This is a genomic window from Novosphingobium sp., from assembly GCF_036820275.1.
Taxonomy (GTDB): domain Bacteria; phylum Pseudomonadota; class Alphaproteobacteria; order Sphingomonadales; family Sphingomonadaceae; genus Novosphingobium.
The window spans coordinates 225,303-241,128 of record NZ_DAISLT010000002.1; the positions used below are offsets into that span (position 1 = coordinate 225,303).

Here is a 15,826-nt window from a genome sequence, read left to right on the forward strand (position 1 = left end):
CAGCATAGCGCCCCCGAGGGGCAAGCGCGGTCGATCGGCCCTAGTCGTCGCGGGAAATCTGCACCCGGTTCCGCCCGCCGTTCCGGGCGGCGTAGAGCGCGCCGTCGGCATTGCGGGTGGCGCGATCGAGATGGGCGTAGCTGCGCACCGGGGCGAGGCCGCAGGAGAATGTCACCGGCCATTCGTCGCCCTGCAGGCTGGGGTCGAGGGCGATGCTGGCGCGCAGGCGCTCCATCACCATCCGGGCTTCTTCCAGCAGGGTATCGGGGAACAGGATCGCGAATTCCTCGCCGCCCCAGCGCCCGACCATGTCGGAGCGGCGCACCCCGTGCTCCAGCCGCAGCGCCACTTCGCGCAGGAGCGCATCGCCGGTGGCATGGCCGAAGCGGTCGTTGATCGCCTCGAAGCGGTCGATGTCGACCATGGCCAGAACGCCGTTGCTGTCGCCCACGAGCAGGCGGCGGGCGGAATCGAGGAAGCCGCGCCGGTTGCGCAGGCCGGTCAGTTCGTCGCGCTCGGTGGTTTCGACCAGAGGCTCGACCCGCGCCGCCGATTCGCTGGCCGCCACGGTGACGCCGTGGAGCAGGCGCCCGACCAGATCCGCCTGGCCGACCGGCACCGGTCCCACCCGCTCGCCCGCCTGGGCCGCGCGCAGCAATTGCGTGGCGGTCTCGATTGGGCGGAGCAGGGCGCGAATCGCCACGAGGCCGAGCGCTGCGCTCAGCAGGGCGGCGCCCAGCAGGACAAGCAGGATTTCCGGCTGCCACTGCCCGGTTGCGGCCTGATAGGCGGCGCAGGCGAGCGGGGGCAGCAGGACCGCAGCGAAGCAGACGAAGAGGATGCGCCATTCGTAACGGCGCGGAAACAGGAACGTCGTGGCCTGATAGAAGCGCATGCTTGGTGCCTCTTCCGCCGGACCGAACATGTCCGGATCGGCAGAAGACCTACACCACGAGGTTTATGCAATGGTTAAAATTTTGCATTCCCGTCTGACAGGCGCGCTTTTCGCAGGCGATCCACAAGCGGTTGCGATAAAGGCGAGATCGTCTCGCACCGGAACCGCCTGTGGAAAAGCCTGTCGATCTTCTGTGGATGCCTGGGTGTAGCCCTCAGGATTCCAGCTGGCGCAGCAGCGAGCGCACGTCGCCGTCCATGTCGGCATCGCGGGTGCGCAGTTCCTCGATCAGGCGCACCGCGTGGATGACCGTCGAGTGATCGCGGCCGCCGAACTTGCGGCCGATCTCGGGGTACGAGCGCGGCGTCAGCACCTTGGCAAGGTACATGGCCACCTGGCGCGGACGCACGACGGCGCGGGCACGGCGCTTCGAGCTCATTTCCGTGCGGTCGATGCGATAGAACTGGCAGACCGTGCGCTGGATCTCGTCGATGGTGATGCGGCGGCGGTTGGCCGAGAGGATGTCGGTCAGCTGCTCTTCGGCGAGCTGGAGCGACACGGCCTGACCGGTAAGCTGGGCATAGGCGATCAGCTTGTTGAGGCCGCCGACCAGTTCGCGCACGTTGCGGTTGATGGTGCGGGCAAGGAACTCGATCACGTCCGCCGGCACGTCCACCGAAGCGAAGCGGCCGAGGCGGTTTTCGAGAATCGAGCGGCGCAGTTCGATGTCGGCCGGCTGGATGTCGGCGACGAGACCCATCGACAGGCGCGAGAGCAGGCGCGGTTCGACACCGTCGAGCGCCTGGGGCGCGCGGTCGGCGGCAAAGACCAGGCGCTTGCCTTCCTGGAGCAGGGCATCGATCGTGTAGAGCAGTTCTTCCTGGGCCGAAGCCTTGCCGATGATGAACTGGATGTCGTCCACCAGCAGCAGGTCGAAGCCGCGCAGGCGGGCCTTGAACTCGATCATCTGGTTCTGGCGCAGCGCCTGGACGAATTCGACCATGAAGCGCTCGGCAGAGCAGTAGAAGATCCGCGCATGCGGATGGTTCGCGAGATAGGCGTGGCCGATCGCGTGCAGCAGGTGGGTCTTGCCCTGGCCGGTCGCGCCCTTGAGGTAGAGCGGCGAGAACTGCGGCGTTTCGGTGGCGGCCATGCGCTGGGCGGCATTGCAGGCGAGCACGTTGCTCTGGCCGGTCACGAAGGACGTGAAGGTCTGCGAGGCGTCGATGCCGACCGGACCCTGGCCGAGCGCGGCGAAAGCCTCGCCCTGGAGCACTGCGGCGATCGAATCGGCGGCGCCGTCCTTGGGCCAGCCCTGCGCCGAATCGTTGGCAGGCGCGCTTGACGGACGGCCGTTGCCGCCGCCCAGACGCAGCTCGGGCAGCTGGCGGCGACCGGGGTGCACGAGCACGCGGACATGGCGCACGTCGGGACGGGCGATCTTCCAGGCCAGCGACAGCCGGTCGGCAAAGCGATCCGCGACCCAGTTCGCCGAGAATTCGGTGGGGAGATAGAGGTCGAGCGTGCCCGTTTCCTTGCAGTAGTTGCCCGGCTGGATCGGCTTGATCCACTGGCTGTGCGCCTGCTGGCCGAGGTCCTTGCGCAGGCCCTGGCTGATGTCAGCCCAGTCTGCCGCCAGATTCACGGCTTCCTGATCCTCTTCCATCGCCACTCGTACCGCCTTCGATTTCTTAATCACGCCGTTTGCGCCCTGACTTGCCGGAGACCGGCCCGCTGTTGAACCTGACACTGCACCAACTCCCCTGCGTCGGCCGTTATCGAATGTGACCCAGCGGGCCGCGAAAGTTGAATGCCGTGCGTGGAACCGGTGCTCATCCGGGGCGAACCCCAGCGAAAGACAAGCCCCGGACGAGGCTAACCTCAGCCGGGACTGGGAATACGGAGACAAAAAATCCCCCAACTGCAAAGCGTGCCTTGCAGCAGGTTCTTCGTAGCTGTCGATGTTCCCCGGGCCGGTTCCGCACGGCCTGTGGACTTCTTTTAGGAACGGGTTTGACCGCGGTGCAAGACGATCCTCCCCAAATAAAAAAAATTATGGCTGTTGACTCGCCTTGAGTGCCCAATTTCCGTCATGATCGAATTTAATTGTTTAAATTCAATGTTTTGGAAGGTCGGCGTTTCACGCCTGCATGCGAATCGCAACATTTCCGCGAGTTTGCCCGGAGCGTGCCGAAGTCAGCCGCGTGTACTGTCCCGGCAGGCCGGGAAGGATGCGGGATTGCGTTCCCCTTCCGTACTCATTCGAGGGTTCCGGAAAAGCGAATCGGCTTTCGACTTGGGTCGAGAGATTCGCCTTCGGGCGAATCGGCGCCGCGATTCGGTTCCTTCGAGCCATGTCCGTTGGCGAATCGGCTTACCGATTCGGCACCTGCGCCTCTCGGTCGAGGCACTACGACGCCGGAGGACGCTTCGAAGGGTTGGGGGCGCAGGGGAAGGGCGGAAAAGCACAGGCCGGAGCAGAGGACTATCCCTCGGCGGCGGCTTTTCCAAAGCCCAAACGGGCGCGGCCCGCGTTGCCACCTGAAATCTCGCCGCTCGGGGCAAGGGTTCAGGTGGCAACGCGGGCCACTGCCGTACGGTCGGACGCGCCCGAAGGCGCGTCTGCCGGGTAATCAGCCGAGCGCGGAAACGCGCTTGGTGAGGCGCGACAGCTTGCGCGAAGCGGTGTTCTTGTGAAGCACGCCGCGAGCCACGCCGCGGGCCAGCTCGGGCTGGGCTTCCTTAAGAGCGGCCGAAGCGGCGCCCTTGTCACCACCGGCAATCGCGGTCTCGACCTTCTTGAGGAAGGTGCGGATGCGGCTGATGCGGTTCGTATTGATCTCCGCGCGGCGCTCGTTACGGCGGATGCGCTTGCGGGCTTGCGGCGTATTGGCCATCGAATTTCCTCTGTCTGGCCCCCCCACAGCGGTGATGGCGGCCCAATTGCCTGATCGAATCTCTAGGCGAGCGGACTCGCCGGAAAGCGCGCCCCTTAACGGTGCAGGGCTGTTTCGTCAACCCGGCAGAGGCGCATGAAACCGCCTATTTCTGGGTTTTCGGCCCCAGAGCGGCGACGCTCAAGCCCCGCGCGGGCTTACCCGCTACCTCTGGCAGCGGGAGCACCAGAACGTGCTCCGCCCACCTTGTACGAATCGCCTTACAGGCGCCCCGCAGGTGCAGTCCTGCCCCTCTCGCCCATAGACCTGCCAGGCGGTAGCGAAATAGCCCAGTTCCCCGTTGGGCTGGGCGTAATCGCGGATCGTCGAGCCGCCCGCCGCGATCGATTCGGACAGCACCTCGCGGATCGCCGGGACCAGCTTGCGCAAGGCGGGCAGGCTCACCAGCCCGGCTTCCTTGTCCGGCCGGATGCCTGAACGGAACAGCGCCTCGCAGACGTAGATATTGCCGAGCCCCGCCACCACCGACTGGTCCAGCAGCATCTGCTTGATCGGTGCGATTCGGCCCGCGAACGCCGCCTTGAGATGGGCCGGGGTCAGTCCTTCGCCCAGCGGCTCTGGCCCCAGCGTGGCGAACGCGCCCCACGAATCGAGCGTGGCCGTCGGCACGAGATCGACCGATCCGAAGCGCCGGGCATCGTTGAGCGCGAGAACATGGCCCGCGCCGGTTTCGATCACGAGATGGTCGTGCTTCTCGGGCTTCTCCGGCTCGATCCGCCAGCGCCCGGACATGCCGAGGTGGAACACCATCGTCTGGTCGCGGTCGGTATGGACGAGACCGTACTTGGCGCGGCGGCCCATCGTCGTGACCCGCGCGCCGGTGAGGACCTGCACGAGATCGGGCGGGAACGGGCGGCGCAAGTCCGGCCGGTTCAGGGTGACGCGGGCGATCCGCTCGCCCTCCAGGTAGCGGGCGAGGCCGCGGACGGTGGTTTCTACTTCGGGGAGTTCTGGCATCGTGGAAGGGAGATAGGGGGGCGGGAGGAGAAGAAAAAGGGGAAGACCCGGGGGATGATCCCCCGGACCCTCGGAATGTCGGCGTTGAGCACGACCTATCTGTTGGGCGCTCCTTGCGGCGCAGCCGGTTTGTCTCCCGACGCAAGGGGAGCGCCAACCTATAGTGCAGGGCGCGGCGCCGACAGTATCAGGGTGCAGGGGGGTGATCCCCCTGCATTTCTCCTTTCCTTCCCTCCCCTTCCGAAGCAATCGAAGCACATGGAAACCAACCGCTCACACACGCGCGCCTTTCTGATGCTGGGTCTGGTCATGCTGTTCTGGGCCGGCAATTCGATCACCGGTCGAGCGGTGCGTGACGACATTCCGCCGTTCACGCTGGCGCTCGGGCGTTGGGTGATCGCGGTGCTGGTCCTGCTGCCTTTCGCCGCGCGGCAGCTCTGGAGGGAGCGGGCGGAGGCCATGGCCGGGTGGCGCTGGGTGCTGGCGCTGGGCTTCCTCGGGATCGTCTGCTTCAACGGCTTTCTCTACAAGGGGCTGCACTATACGACGGCCGCCAATGCGCTGTTGCTGCAGGCGGCCATCCCGGCGGCAGTCATGACGCTGGATTTCGCCGTTTTCGGGGGACGGCCGGGACGGATGCATGTGCTCGGGGTTCTGGTTTCGACGCTCGGCGTTGTCGCCATCGTGTTCCGGGGCGATCCGGCGGCGCTGATGCAGTTGCAGTTCGGACCCGGCGACGGGCTGGTGTTCTGTGCGGTCGCGGCCTGGTCGCTCTACACGGTGTTTCTCCGCAAGCGGCCGCCGATCTCGGCCGCGAGCCTGCTTCTCCTGACCTTCACCATTGGCGCGCTGGCGATGGCGCCGCTGGCGGCCATGGAGGCGGCGCAGGGGCAGGTGGTCGTCTGGAGCCCGCAGGTCCTTGGCGCTTTCGCTTATGTCGGAGTGCTTCCTTCGGTGGTCGCCTATTTCATCTACAACCGGGCGACGGGCGAACTGGGCGCCGCGCGGGCGGGGCAGGCGATCACGCTGATGCCGCTGTTCGGGGCGCTGCTGTCGGCGTTGTTGCTGGGCGAGCGGCTGCAAGGCTATCATCTCGTGGGCATGGCGCTGATTCTGGGTGGGATCGTGCTTTCCGCATTCGCCGTGAGCCAGGGCGCGCGGGGAGCAAAATAACCGGATCAGCGGACTGGCGCAGGCGCGGCCGGGAGGCTAGAGGACTGCGCCATGAGCGAAACGGTTTCCTTCGGCTACGAAGAGGTCAGCCCCGAGGAGAAGGAAGGGCGCGTCGGCGCCGTCTTCTCCAGCGTTGCACGCAAGTACGACGTGATGAACGATGCCATGTCCGTGGGCATGCACCGGCTCTGGAAGGACAAGTTCGTCCGCCGCGTGAAGCCGCGCGAGGGCGAGCAGATCCTCGACATGGCAGGCGGCACCGGCGACATCGCTTTCCGCATGGCGGCGCAGGGCGCCTCGATCACCGTGTCGGACATCAATCAGGACATGCTGGACGTCGGCATCGAGCGGGCGATGGAGCAGGGCATCGATGGCCTCGTCTGGTCGCGCCAGAACGCCGAAGTGCTCTCGTTCGGGGATCGGTTCTTCGACGCCTACACGATCGCTTTCGGCATCCGCAACGTCACCCATATCGACAAGGCCCTGGCCGAGGCGCACCGCGTGCTCAAGTTCGGCGGACGCTTCTTCTGCCTTGAGTTCTCGACCACCGAATGGCCGGGCTTCAAGGAAGTCTACGATGCCTATTCGCACCACTTGGTGCCGAAGATCGGTCAGGCCATCGCCGGTGACGCCGAATCGTACCGCTACCTGATCGAATCGATCCGCCGCTTCCCGCCGATGCCGGAATTCGAGAAGATGATCCGCGCAGCCGGCTTCAAGCACACCAAGGTCGAGCCGATCATGGGCGGCCTCGTCGCGATCCACTCGGGCTGGAAGGTCTGAGAACTACACCGTGACCGGATCTACCACGCATATCCTGCGGCTCCTGAAATGGGGCCGTGTCCTCGCGCGCCATGGGGCGCTGCGCGGCATCGAGAACGACCGCAACGCCCCGGCGCAGGTCAAGCGCCTGTGCCGGATCGCCCGCTTCGGCGCGCGCCAGCCGGTCGAGCCGGACTATGCCGGTGCCTTCCAGGAAATCGGCCCGGCGGCGATCAAGCTCGGCCAGGCCCTTGCGACCCGGCCGGACCTGGTCGGCGAAGGCCCCGCACGCAATCTGCTGACCTTGCAGGACAGTCTGGCGCCGGTGGCCTTTTCCGAAATCCGCAAGGTGATCGAAGGTAGCTTCGGCCGCCCGCTGGAGCAGATCTTCGCCTCGATCGACGAGAACCCGGTGGGTGCGGCCTCGATCGCGCAAGTCCACAAGGCGGTCACGCCGGACGGCCAAACGGTTGCGGTCAAGGTGCAGCGCCCAGGTATTCGCGAGCAGTTCGCGCGCGACGTGGAGACTTACGAGTGGGCCGCGGCCCACCTCGAAGCGCTGGGCGGCGAGGCTTCGCGCCTGCGCCCGCGCGCGGTCGTCGCCAATCTCAAGCGCTGGACCCTGCGCGAGTTGGACCTTCGGCGCGAGGCGGCCTCGGCCTCCGAACTGTCCGACGCGATGAAGGGCATTCACGGCTACCGCGTGCCGCACATCGATTGGGACCGCACCAACGGTCAGGTGCTGACGATCGAGTGGATCGGCGCGACCAAGATGAGCGACATCGCCGGGCTGCGCGCGGCCGGGCATGACCTGCCCAAGCTGGCGCACAAGCTGGTGCTGACGTTCCTCACCCAGGCGATCTCCAGCGGCTTCTTCCATGCCGACATGCACCAGGGCAACCTGTTCGTGGAGGCGGACGGCACGATCGTCGCCATCGATTTCGGCATCATGGGGCGGATCAACCGGCAGGCACGGCTCTGGCTGGCGGAGATCCTCTACGGCCTCACCACCGGCAACTATCGCCGCGTCGCCGAGATCCACTTCGAGGCGCAGTACGTTCCGAGCTACCACACGGTGGAAGAGTTCGCGACCGCGCTGCGGGCCGTGGGCGAGCCGATGCGCGGCAAGCCGGTGTCCGAGCTTTCGGTCGGCCAGATGCTCGACGGGCTCTTCGCGATCACCCGCGATTTCGACATGCAGGTCCAGCCGCACCTGCTGCTGCTCCAGAAGACCATGGTCATGGTCGAGGGGCTGGCGACCGCGCTCGATCCCGACATCAACATGTGGGACGTTTCCGCGCCCTTCGTGAAAAGCTGGCTGCGCGACGAACTCGGCCCCGAGGCGGTTATCGCCGACCGCCTGCGCGAGGATCTCGGCACCCTGCTGCGCCTGCCCGCGCTGGTGCGGCGGATCGAGGAAAAGTTCCCGCCCAAGGGCGGCGCGCCCGAACAGGCGCCACTGCCGGAAGTCGATCTGATCTTCCCGCGCCGACCCGAGCCCAGCCAGTGGATCGGGCATGGTCTGGCCGCCTTGATCGGCGGTGCCGTGGCCTGGGGCGTGGCTTACTGGACATTGCTCGGATAACGGCGCCTATAGGGTGCGTTTCTCCAACTGACACACCACCCCGCTCAGGCTGAGCCTGTCGAAGCCCCCGGCGGCGAGGCGCCTTGCACGCCATCCTTCGACAAGCTCAGGATGAGCGGAGTGTTGGGCGCAGGCTGAGCGGGCTTTGACAGGCTCAGCCTGAGTGGGGTGGGGGATGCTCACGATGCGCTGATTTCGCAGGTGCTATCCCCGCCCGGCACATGCAAACAGATTGCGTGCGCCGTTCCGCTGTTGCACAAGCCCGCACCATGAGTGGACCACGCATTCTTCTGGTCGTCGGCGGCGGCATCGCGGCCTACAAGTCCTGTGAACTCGTCCGGCAGATCCGCAAGGAAGGCGGCGAAGTCACTTGCGTCCTGACTGAGGGCGGATCGCATTTCGTCACGCCGATGGCGCTGGCGGCGCTGTCTGAAAAGCCGGTCTACACCACGCTCTGGGACCTCAAGAACGAGGCCGAGATGGGGCATATCCAGCTCAGTCGCGAGGCCGATCTCGTGGTCGTCTGCCCGGCGACGGCGGACCTCATGGCCAAGATGGCCGCAGGCATCGCCGACGATCTGGCGACGACGATGCTGCTCGCCACCGACAAGCCGGTCATGGCGGTCCCGGCGATGAACGTGCGCATGTGGCAACACGCCGCCACCACCCGCAACGTCCAGACCCTGCGCGACGCGGGCGTGGACGTGATGGAGCCGGACGAAGGCACGATGGCCTGCGGCGAGTACGGCCCCGGCCGCCTGCCCGATCCGCTGGCGATCTGGCAGCGCATTGCCTGGGCGCTTGGCCTCGGGCCGGTGGAAGTGGCGCCGCTGCCGGGGAGCGATCCTTTCGCATCCGCGCGTTTCGACGAATCCGAACATCGTGATTCCGGCGATATCGACCTTGGCGGCCTGACCGGCGGCATGGTCTCGCAAGGGCGCAGCAAGAGCAGGCAGGCGATCACCTTCTGCGACGCTTCCTTCAGCCACGAAGATCTCGGCTTCACGCCGGAGGAAGCTGCGCTCGCCGCCCGCAAGGGCGAAGCGCGCAGCGCCCCCGCGACCGATCCCGATTCGCTTCACCCCCTGCGCGAGGCGTTCGAGGGGCCGCTCTCCGGCCGCCATGTTCTCATCACCGCCGGGCCGACCTGGGAGCCGATCGATCCGGTGCGCTACATCGCCAACCGCTCGTCCGGAAAGCAGGGCTTCGCAATTGCCGCCGCCGCCGCCGAGGCCGGGGCGCGGGTGACGCTCGTGTCCGGGCCGGTCCACCTGCCGACCCCGCCGGGCGTCGATCGCATCGACGTGGAAAGCGCCCTGCAGATGGCCGAGGCGGTCCGGCAGGCGCTGCCCGCCGATATCGCGGTGATGGTCGCCGCCGTCGCCGACTGGCGCGTCGCCCAGGCCGCCGACCAGAAGCTCAAGAAGCGCGGCTCGGCCCCCCCGGCGCTGCTGCTCACCGAAAATCCCGACATCCTCGCCACCCTCGCGACCGGGCCGAACCGCCCGCCGCTGGTGATCGGCTTTGCCGCCGAGACGCAGGATGTCATCCGCTACGCCACCGAAAAGCGCAAACGCAAGGGCGCCGACTGGATCATTGCCAACGACGTGTCGGGCGATGTGATGGGCGGGGACGTCAATGCGGTCCACATCGTGCGCGCGGACGATGTGATCAGTCTTCCGGAAATGCCCAAGGAGGACGTCGCGCGCGCCCTCGTCGAAAGGTTCGCAGATGCACTCCCCCGTTGATGTCCCCGTTCCCGTCAAGATCCTGCCCCACGGCGAAGGCCTGGACCTTCCCGCCTACGCCACCGACGGGGCTGCCGGCATGGACGTGGTCTCGGCCGAGGACGTGACTCTGGCACCGGGCGCGCGTCACGCGGTCGCCACCGGCCTCGCCATGGCGATTCCGCCGGGCTTCGAGATCCAGGTCCGCCCGCGCTCGGGCCTCGCGCTCAAGCACGGGATTTCGGTGCCCAACGCGCCGGGCACGATCGATTCCGACTATCGCGGCGAGTTGAAGGTGATCCTCATCAACCACGGCGCCAAGCCCTTCGAGATCCTGCGCGGCGACCGCGTGGCGCAGCTCGTGCTGGCACCGGTGACGCGGGCGGCCTGGCTGACCGTGGACGAACTGGAATCGACCGAGCGCGGTGAGGGCGGGTTCGGGTCTACCGGCGGGGTTGTTGCTTTGGGGAGTTAAGGGGGAAGTCCTGGGGGATGATCCCCCAGACCCTCGGAATGTCTACCTCGCGCGCGGCCTATCCGTCGCGCGCTCCTTGCGGCGCAGCCAATAAGTCTCCCGACGCATCCGTGGGTGCGCAACGGCGTTGGCCCGCGTAACCTGGACGGTAATGGGGTGCAGGGGTGTTAACCCCTGCTGCTTCCCTTTGACCTTCAATCCTTCCGCCCGATTCGCCCACGCCGCTCCCGCCGCCGCTTGAGCGAATACCAGCCCACGCCGCCAATCCCGACGATCGCCGCCAGCCCTTTGGCGAGCGTTGAAAAGGCTGCGGAAAGCGCGCCCACGGTCACGCCCCAGAAGAGCTGTGACAGGATGGCCATGAAAGTGTTCATTGGCGGCGAGCATTCCCCGTGCGGTTGGCCGGGGTCAACCGGAGCGCCCGCGATACGGGTCGGAACGGCAAAAAGAAAGGACGGGCCCGCATATTTCAGCGGACCCGCCCCTCGGTGCCTCCCTCTTTACAGGGGGAGCCAGTCGTCTCGTTTTTGTAACTACTTCTTTTCAGGCGCGACCGTAATGCGCACCGTCTCGCCCGAGTTCCCCGGGAAATTCGTGAACATCGATTCGACGAGGTTCGGAACGAGGTACTGGAGGTGGTTCGAGGTCGAAACGGCTTCGGCCTTGCCTTCGAACAGGCGCTGGTTGTCGGCCGCGCGGTCGATCTTCAGGGTGATGCCGCTGGTGTAGACGGTGTAGGAATCCACGCCGCCGTCGAAGAACGGATCATACCAGCCATAGCGCCACGGGCCACCCCAGCCCCAACCGCCGCCGCCCCAGCCACGGCCGAAGCCGCGACCGTAGAAACCACGGCCGCCCCAGCCGCCGCCATACCACGGGCCCCAGTAGCCGCCCATGCCGGGCGTCGAGCGAACGCGCTCGCGGCCGCTGTCGACGCCGTAGTCGAAGTGGGCGATCAGGGTGGCCTGCGCGGGATTGTCGACCGGGGTATAGCCGACCTTCTGGAGATGATCGCTCACCAGCCGGGCGTAAGTGGCGAATTCGAGGCCGCCAGCAAGCTTGGGATCGTCGGCGACGACGGCGACGGTCTGGCCGGACGGTGCCGGAAGCTGCGACTGGAAGCGCGAAACGTTGGCCTTGAAGGGCGTTGCGCAGGCGGCGAGGGCCATCAGCAGGGCGGCTGCGGCAACGAGCCTCAGCTTTCCGCGATGGGTTCCGGGATAATCTGTCATCGGTTTCACTCCACGAACCTGACAGGCCCGAAACGCCCTTCCCAAGCGTGGCCTGTGATTCCTTTGCGACTCTGCCTTAATATCAATGCCCTGAATAGCGGTTGAATGGAGGCAGGGCGGCGGCGAAACGATTCGCGAACCTTGGCGCCATTCAGCCGTAAGTCACGGCTTGAGATCAGGATTCTGATGTAGGAAGCCGCCTGGGTCTTGACCAGTTCCCCAGGCACACTTTCCGCTACGAATTTTTCCCTGCGTCAGCGAACCAGGCCGAGCGCCTCGTAAGCCTTTTCCAGCGTCGGCACGGCCAGCGCGCGGGCCTTTTCCGAGCCCTTGCGCAGGATGGCGTCGAGCGAGTCGCGGTCGCCGCGCAGGTCTACGAAGCGGGCATTGATCGGCGCCAGCTTCTCCACCAGCAGTTCGCCCAGCGCGGGCTTGAACTTGCCGAAGCCTTCGCCGCCGAAGTCCGAGAGCACCGCCTCGACCGTGGTTCCGGCCATCACCGCGTAAATGCCCACGAGGTTGCGCGCCTCGGCGCGGCCTTCGAGGCCTTCCTTCTCCGAAGGCAGCGGTTCGGGGTCGGTCTTGGCCTTCTTGACCTTTTGCATGATCGTGTCGGCATCGTCGGTGAGGTTGATGCGCGCCATGTCCGAGGGGTCGGACTTGCTCATCTTCGAGGAACCGTCGCGCAGGCTCATGATGCGGGCCGCTTCGGGCGGGATGATCGGCTCGGGCAGGGTGAAGATCGGGGTTTCTTCGCCGTTCTCGTTCTTGGGCGCGAAGTCGTTGTTGAACTTCTGCGCGATGTCGCGGGCGAGTTCGAGGTGCTGCTTCTGGTCCTCGCCCACGGGAACGTGGGTGGCCTGGTACAGCAGCACGTCGGCGGCCTGGAGCACCGGGTAGGTGAACAGCGCCACCGAGGCGCCTTCGCGGTTCTTGCCCGCCTTGTCCTTCCATTGGGTCATGCGGTTCAGCCAGCCCATGCGTGCGGTGCCGTTGAGCAGCCATTGCAGTTCGGCGTGCTGGGGCACCTGGGTCTGGTTGAACAGGATCGAGCGGTCGGGATCGACGCCGCAGGCGACCAGAGCGGCCACCATCTCGCGCGTGTTGGCGGAGAGCGTCGCCGGATCGTGCGGCATCGAGATCGCGTGGAGGTCGGCGAGGAAATAGAGACTGTCACCGCCCTCGGCGGCGACGTCGTCCTGCATCTTCACCCAATTGCGGATCGCACCGAGATAGTTGCCGAGATGCAGGTTGCCGGTAGGCTGAATGCCGGAGACGATACGCATGGATGCGTCCTTCGCGAGTTGTGAGTTGTCAGAAGTGTGGAGGCGGCGCCCCGAGAGGCGCGGATGCAGGTGCGGTCAGCGCGGCGTGCGCGCGGCGTTCCGCCATCGCCAGGTGCGGCGAGGAAAGGCAGACTTCGGGAGCGAAAGGTCCTGCATGGCTGGGCTCATACCACAAACGCATAGGGATGGAAGCCTCAGGACGCGGCGCGGCGGCGGCGCAGCAGGGCGAGGTCGGCACGGGTGAAGGCGCCGGTCACCAACGTCGCCGCGCCGTAGACCACGCCTCCCGCCGAGACGAGCCCGGCGAGGGCCAGTCCGCGCACCAGCCAGGTGCCGTGGAGGTAGGGCGTCAGCAGGTCCTGACCGAGCCACAGCACCACACCCATCGCCACGGCGGCCAGCGCCAGGCGCGGTGCGCGACGCTTGAGACGCGCATCGGCCTGGAAATGGCCGCGCTTCACCAGGGTCCAGTAGAGCATGGCGACATTGACCGAGGAGGCGATGGCGGTCGCCAGCGGAGGCCCCATGTGCTGGAGCGGCACGATCAGCGCGAGGTTGCCGATCAGGTTCACCGCCATCGAGATCATCGCGTAGCGCACCGGCGTCTTCGTGTCCTGTCGGGCGTAGAAGCCGGGGGTCAGCACTTTGACGAGGATGTAGCTGGGCAGGCCGATCGAAAAGGCGGCGAGCGCCTCGGCGGTGCGGGCGACGTCGCCCGCGTCGAACTTGCCGTAGCCGAACAGCGCGGCGGCGATCGGCTGGCCGCAGACGATCAGCGCGACCGAGGCGGGCAGGGTCAGCAGCAGGGCGAGTTCCATGCCGCGGTTCTGCGTGTCCATCGCCGCGGCGTGCTCGCCGCCGCCGAGCTGGCGCGAGATCGTCGGCAGCAGCACCGTGCCGAGGCCGATGCCGATCAGTCCGAGCGGAAGCTGGTTCAGGCGGTCGGCCATGTAGATATAGGTCACCGAGCCGTGCGCCAGCAGCGAGGCGGCGAGGGCGGTCGAGATCACGAGGTTGATCTGCACGGCCCCGGCTCCGGCGGCGGCGGGAAGGATCAGCTTCATCAGCTGCTTCACGTCCGCATTCCACACCGGCATGCGCAGGCGCATCGAGACGCCGTTGGCACGGCAGGCCCACATGAGCCAGAGCAGCTGGAGCGCGCCCGAGATCGAGACGCCGATGGCCTGGTTGCGCGCCGTCACCAGCGCGTCGCTCGAATGGAAGCCGAGCAGCGCCACGATCAGCGTGAGGTTGAGCAGGATCGGCGCGGCGGCATTGACCCAGAACTTGTTGAGCGAGTTGAGGATGCCGCCCAGCAAAGAGACGAGGCTGATGAGCGCCAGATAGGGGATCGTGATCCGGCTCAATTGCACGGCATAGGCGAACTGTTCGTGGCTGACGCCGTTGAACTTGCCCGAAAGCAGGAAGGTCACCGGCCACGCGAAGACTTCCAGCACCACCGTCATGGCGATCAGGATCGGCAGGAGCACGGCCAAGGCCTGCTCCGCGAACGTGATGCCCGCCGGAAGGCCCGGTCCGTCCTTGTCGGCCACCTTCTGGTTGAACATCGGGATGAAGGCCGAGGCGAAAGCCCCTTCCGCGAAGAGCGCGCGGAACATGTTCGGCAGGCGGAAGGCGATCAGGAAGGCGTCCGAGGCGAAACCGGCGCCGACGAAGCGGGCGAAGAGGCTGTCGCGGACCAGGCCGAGCACGCGGCTGGCAAGAGTGAGGCCGCCGACGCTGGCCAGCGCCTTGGTAAGGTTCATGCCCGCAAGTTCCCGATGATCGCCGTCATGGCATGCTGCTTCGAAAGGAGGTGGCCAGATAAGCCAACGGCCCACGCCTCCGGATGGGAGGCGTGGGCCGAGAGTGCCGGAACGCGCGTCATACGCGGTTCACGCAGGTCTTCTGGCGAGTGTTCAGGCGTGGCCGACCGGCTCGCCCTGGGTGGCGTCGGCCTGCTGCTGCGCCTGAAGCTGCTGGATGTAGAGACCGTTGAAGTCGATCGGTTCCAGCATCAGCGGCGGGAAGCCGGCATCGCGCACGGCATCGGCCACGACGCGGCGGGCGAAGGGGAACAGGATGCGCGGGGCTTCGGCGTAGAGGAAGGCGTGAGCCTGGCCTTCGTCGAGGTTGCGCATGCCGACGAGCGCGCCGTAGGCGAGTTCGACAGCGAACGCAGTGCCTTCCGCCGCCTTCGAGGCGCAAGTGATCTTCAGTTCGACTTCATGCACTTCGCCGTCGATCTGGCGGGCGCCGATGTTGAACTGCACTTCGATTTGCGGCTGGTCCTGCCACGAGAAGCTCTGCGGCGCGTTCGGATTCTCGACCGAGAGATCCTTCACGTACTGCGAGATGATGCCGGCGGCCGGCGCGGAATCCTCGCCGTTGCCGAGGTTGAGGTCGGAGATGACGTTGCCTTCGTCGGCCATTTGCTTCGTTCCCGTTAAAACACGCGGATGCCCCCGATCGGGACTTGCGCATGGAAAGTCTGGCCGCGCGCCTAAAGCATTTTGCGGGCCTGTGGAACTCCCTAGCAACCGTAAATTGTTCGAAAACGGCGCGCATCCCGGCAAGCGAAGGATCCGGTCCAGGTGATTCGTCGCGGCCGTTTGGCACCGGATGACGCAGGCGGAACAGCCCGGCATGTGAAGCGTTGCTGGTTTCAAGGCGGAAATCCGGCTGCGGATATCGGCCGAAAAACACCGGATAAAACGCGGTAATCGGCGCTCACGCGTTGTTCATTTGAAAACCGTACCTATCTGGGTCTATGATGG

14 protein-coding genes are annotated in these 15,826 nt (G+C 66.3%); 5 read left to right on the plus strand and 9 right to left on the minus strand.

Going from position 1 to position 15,826, the window contains the following annotated elements:
* Positions 1–40: 40 nt before the first annotated feature.
* From V7066_RS02460 to mutM, 4 genes are all read right to left on the minus strand, one after another.
* Positions 41–895: a GGDEF domain-containing protein gene (locus V7066_RS02460; protein WP_334181655.1), complete on the minus strand. Its 855-nt coding sequence runs from the start codon at positions 893–895 to the stop codon at positions 41–43.
* A gap of 214 nt (positions 896–1,109) precedes the next feature.
* The gene (dnaA, locus tag V7066_RS02465) at positions 1,110–2,561 is read right to left on the minus strand and encodes a chromosomal replication initiator protein DnaA (protein ID WP_334181723.1); all 1,452 of its coding nucleotides are present in this window, start codon (positions 2,559–2,561) and stop codon (positions 1,110–1,112) included.
* Positions 2,562–3,528: 967 nt separating this feature from the next.
* The gene (rpsT, locus tag V7066_RS02470; protein ID WP_147221613.1) at positions 3,529–3,792 is read right to left on the minus strand and encodes a 30S ribosomal protein S20; all 264 of its coding nucleotides are present in this window, start codon (positions 3,790–3,792) and stop codon (positions 3,529–3,531) included.
* 204 nt (positions 3,793–3,996) lie between these two features.
* On the minus strand, positions 3,997–4,809 hold the full coding sequence (mutM, locus tag V7066_RS02475) for a bifunctional DNA-formamidopyrimidine glycosylase/DNA-(apurinic or apyrimidinic site) lyase (RefSeq protein WP_334181656.1): 813 nt from the start codon (positions 4,807–4,809) through the stop codon (positions 3,997–3,999).
* Positions 4,810–5,067: 258 nt separating this feature from the next.
* Here mutM and V7066_RS02480 point away from each other — a divergent pair, with 258 nt between their 5' ends.
* From V7066_RS02480 to dut, 5 genes are all read left to right on the plus strand, one after another.
* A complete protein-coding gene (locus tag V7066_RS02480) occupies positions 5,068–5,982 on the plus strand; it encodes a DMT family transporter (protein ID WP_334181657.1) in 915 nt (304 codons plus the stop codon).
* A gap of 51 nt (positions 5,983–6,033) precedes the next feature.
* Positions 6,034–6,765, plus strand: a complete 732-nt coding sequence (locus tag V7066_RS02485) for a class I SAM-dependent methyltransferase (RefSeq protein ID WP_334181658.1) — start codon at positions 6,034–6,036, stop codon at positions 6,763–6,765.
* A gap of 10 nt (positions 6,766–6,775) precedes the next feature.
* Entirely contained in the window at positions 6,776–8,329 is a 1,554-nt protein-coding gene (ubiB, locus tag V7066_RS02490; RefSeq protein ID WP_334181659.1) for a 2-polyprenylphenol 6-hydroxylase, read from the plus strand.
* 269 nt (positions 8,330–8,598) lie between these two features.
* On the plus strand, positions 8,599–10,077 hold the full coding sequence (locus V7066_RS02495) for a bifunctional phosphopantothenoylcysteine decarboxylase/phosphopantothenate synthase (RefSeq protein WP_334181660.1): 1,479 nt from the start codon (positions 8,599–8,601) through the stop codon (positions 10,075–10,077).
* Positions 10,061–10,531 carry a dUTP diphosphatase gene (gene dut / locus V7066_RS02500; protein WP_334181661.1) on the plus strand — a complete coding sequence of 157 codons (471 nt, stop codon included), beginning with the start codon at positions 10,061–10,063 and terminating at the stop codon, positions 10,529–10,531. The genes V7066_RS02495 and dut overlap by 17 nt, the downstream gene beginning before the upstream one ends.
* A gap of 194 nt (positions 10,532–10,725) precedes the next feature.
* Here the strand turns inward: dut and V7066_RS02505 are convergent, their stop codons facing one another.
* From V7066_RS02505 to secB, 5 genes are all read right to left on the minus strand, one after another.
* Entirely contained in the window at positions 10,726–10,893 is a 168-nt protein-coding gene (locus tag V7066_RS02505) for a hypothetical protein (RefSeq protein WP_334181662.1), read from the minus strand.
* Positions 10,894–11,064: 171 nt separating this feature from the next.
* Positions 11,065–11,763 carry a DUF4136 domain-containing protein gene (locus V7066_RS02510; protein ID WP_334181663.1) on the minus strand — a complete coding sequence of 233 codons (699 nt, stop codon included), beginning with the start codon at positions 11,761–11,763 and terminating at the stop codon, positions 11,065–11,067.
* Positions 11,764–12,017: 254 nt separating this feature from the next.
* Positions 12,018–13,049 (minus strand): tryptophan--tRNA ligase, encoded by a 1,032-nt coding sequence (gene trpS / locus V7066_RS02515; RefSeq protein WP_334181664.1) that lies wholly within the window; start codon positions 13,047–13,049, stop codon positions 12,018–12,020.
* Between the two features lie 194 nt (positions 13,050–13,243).
* A complete protein-coding gene (gene murJ / locus V7066_RS02520) occupies positions 13,244–14,815 on the minus strand; it encodes a murein biosynthesis integral membrane protein MurJ (protein WP_334181665.1) in 1,572 nt (523 codons plus the stop codon).
* Between the two features lie 153 nt (positions 14,816–14,968).
* Positions 14,969–15,481, minus strand: coding sequence for a protein-export chaperone SecB (gene secB / locus V7066_RS02525; RefSeq protein ID WP_334181666.1), 513 nt, complete (start codon positions 15,479–15,481; stop codon positions 14,969–14,971).
* Positions 15,482–15,826 lie beyond the last annotated feature (345 nt).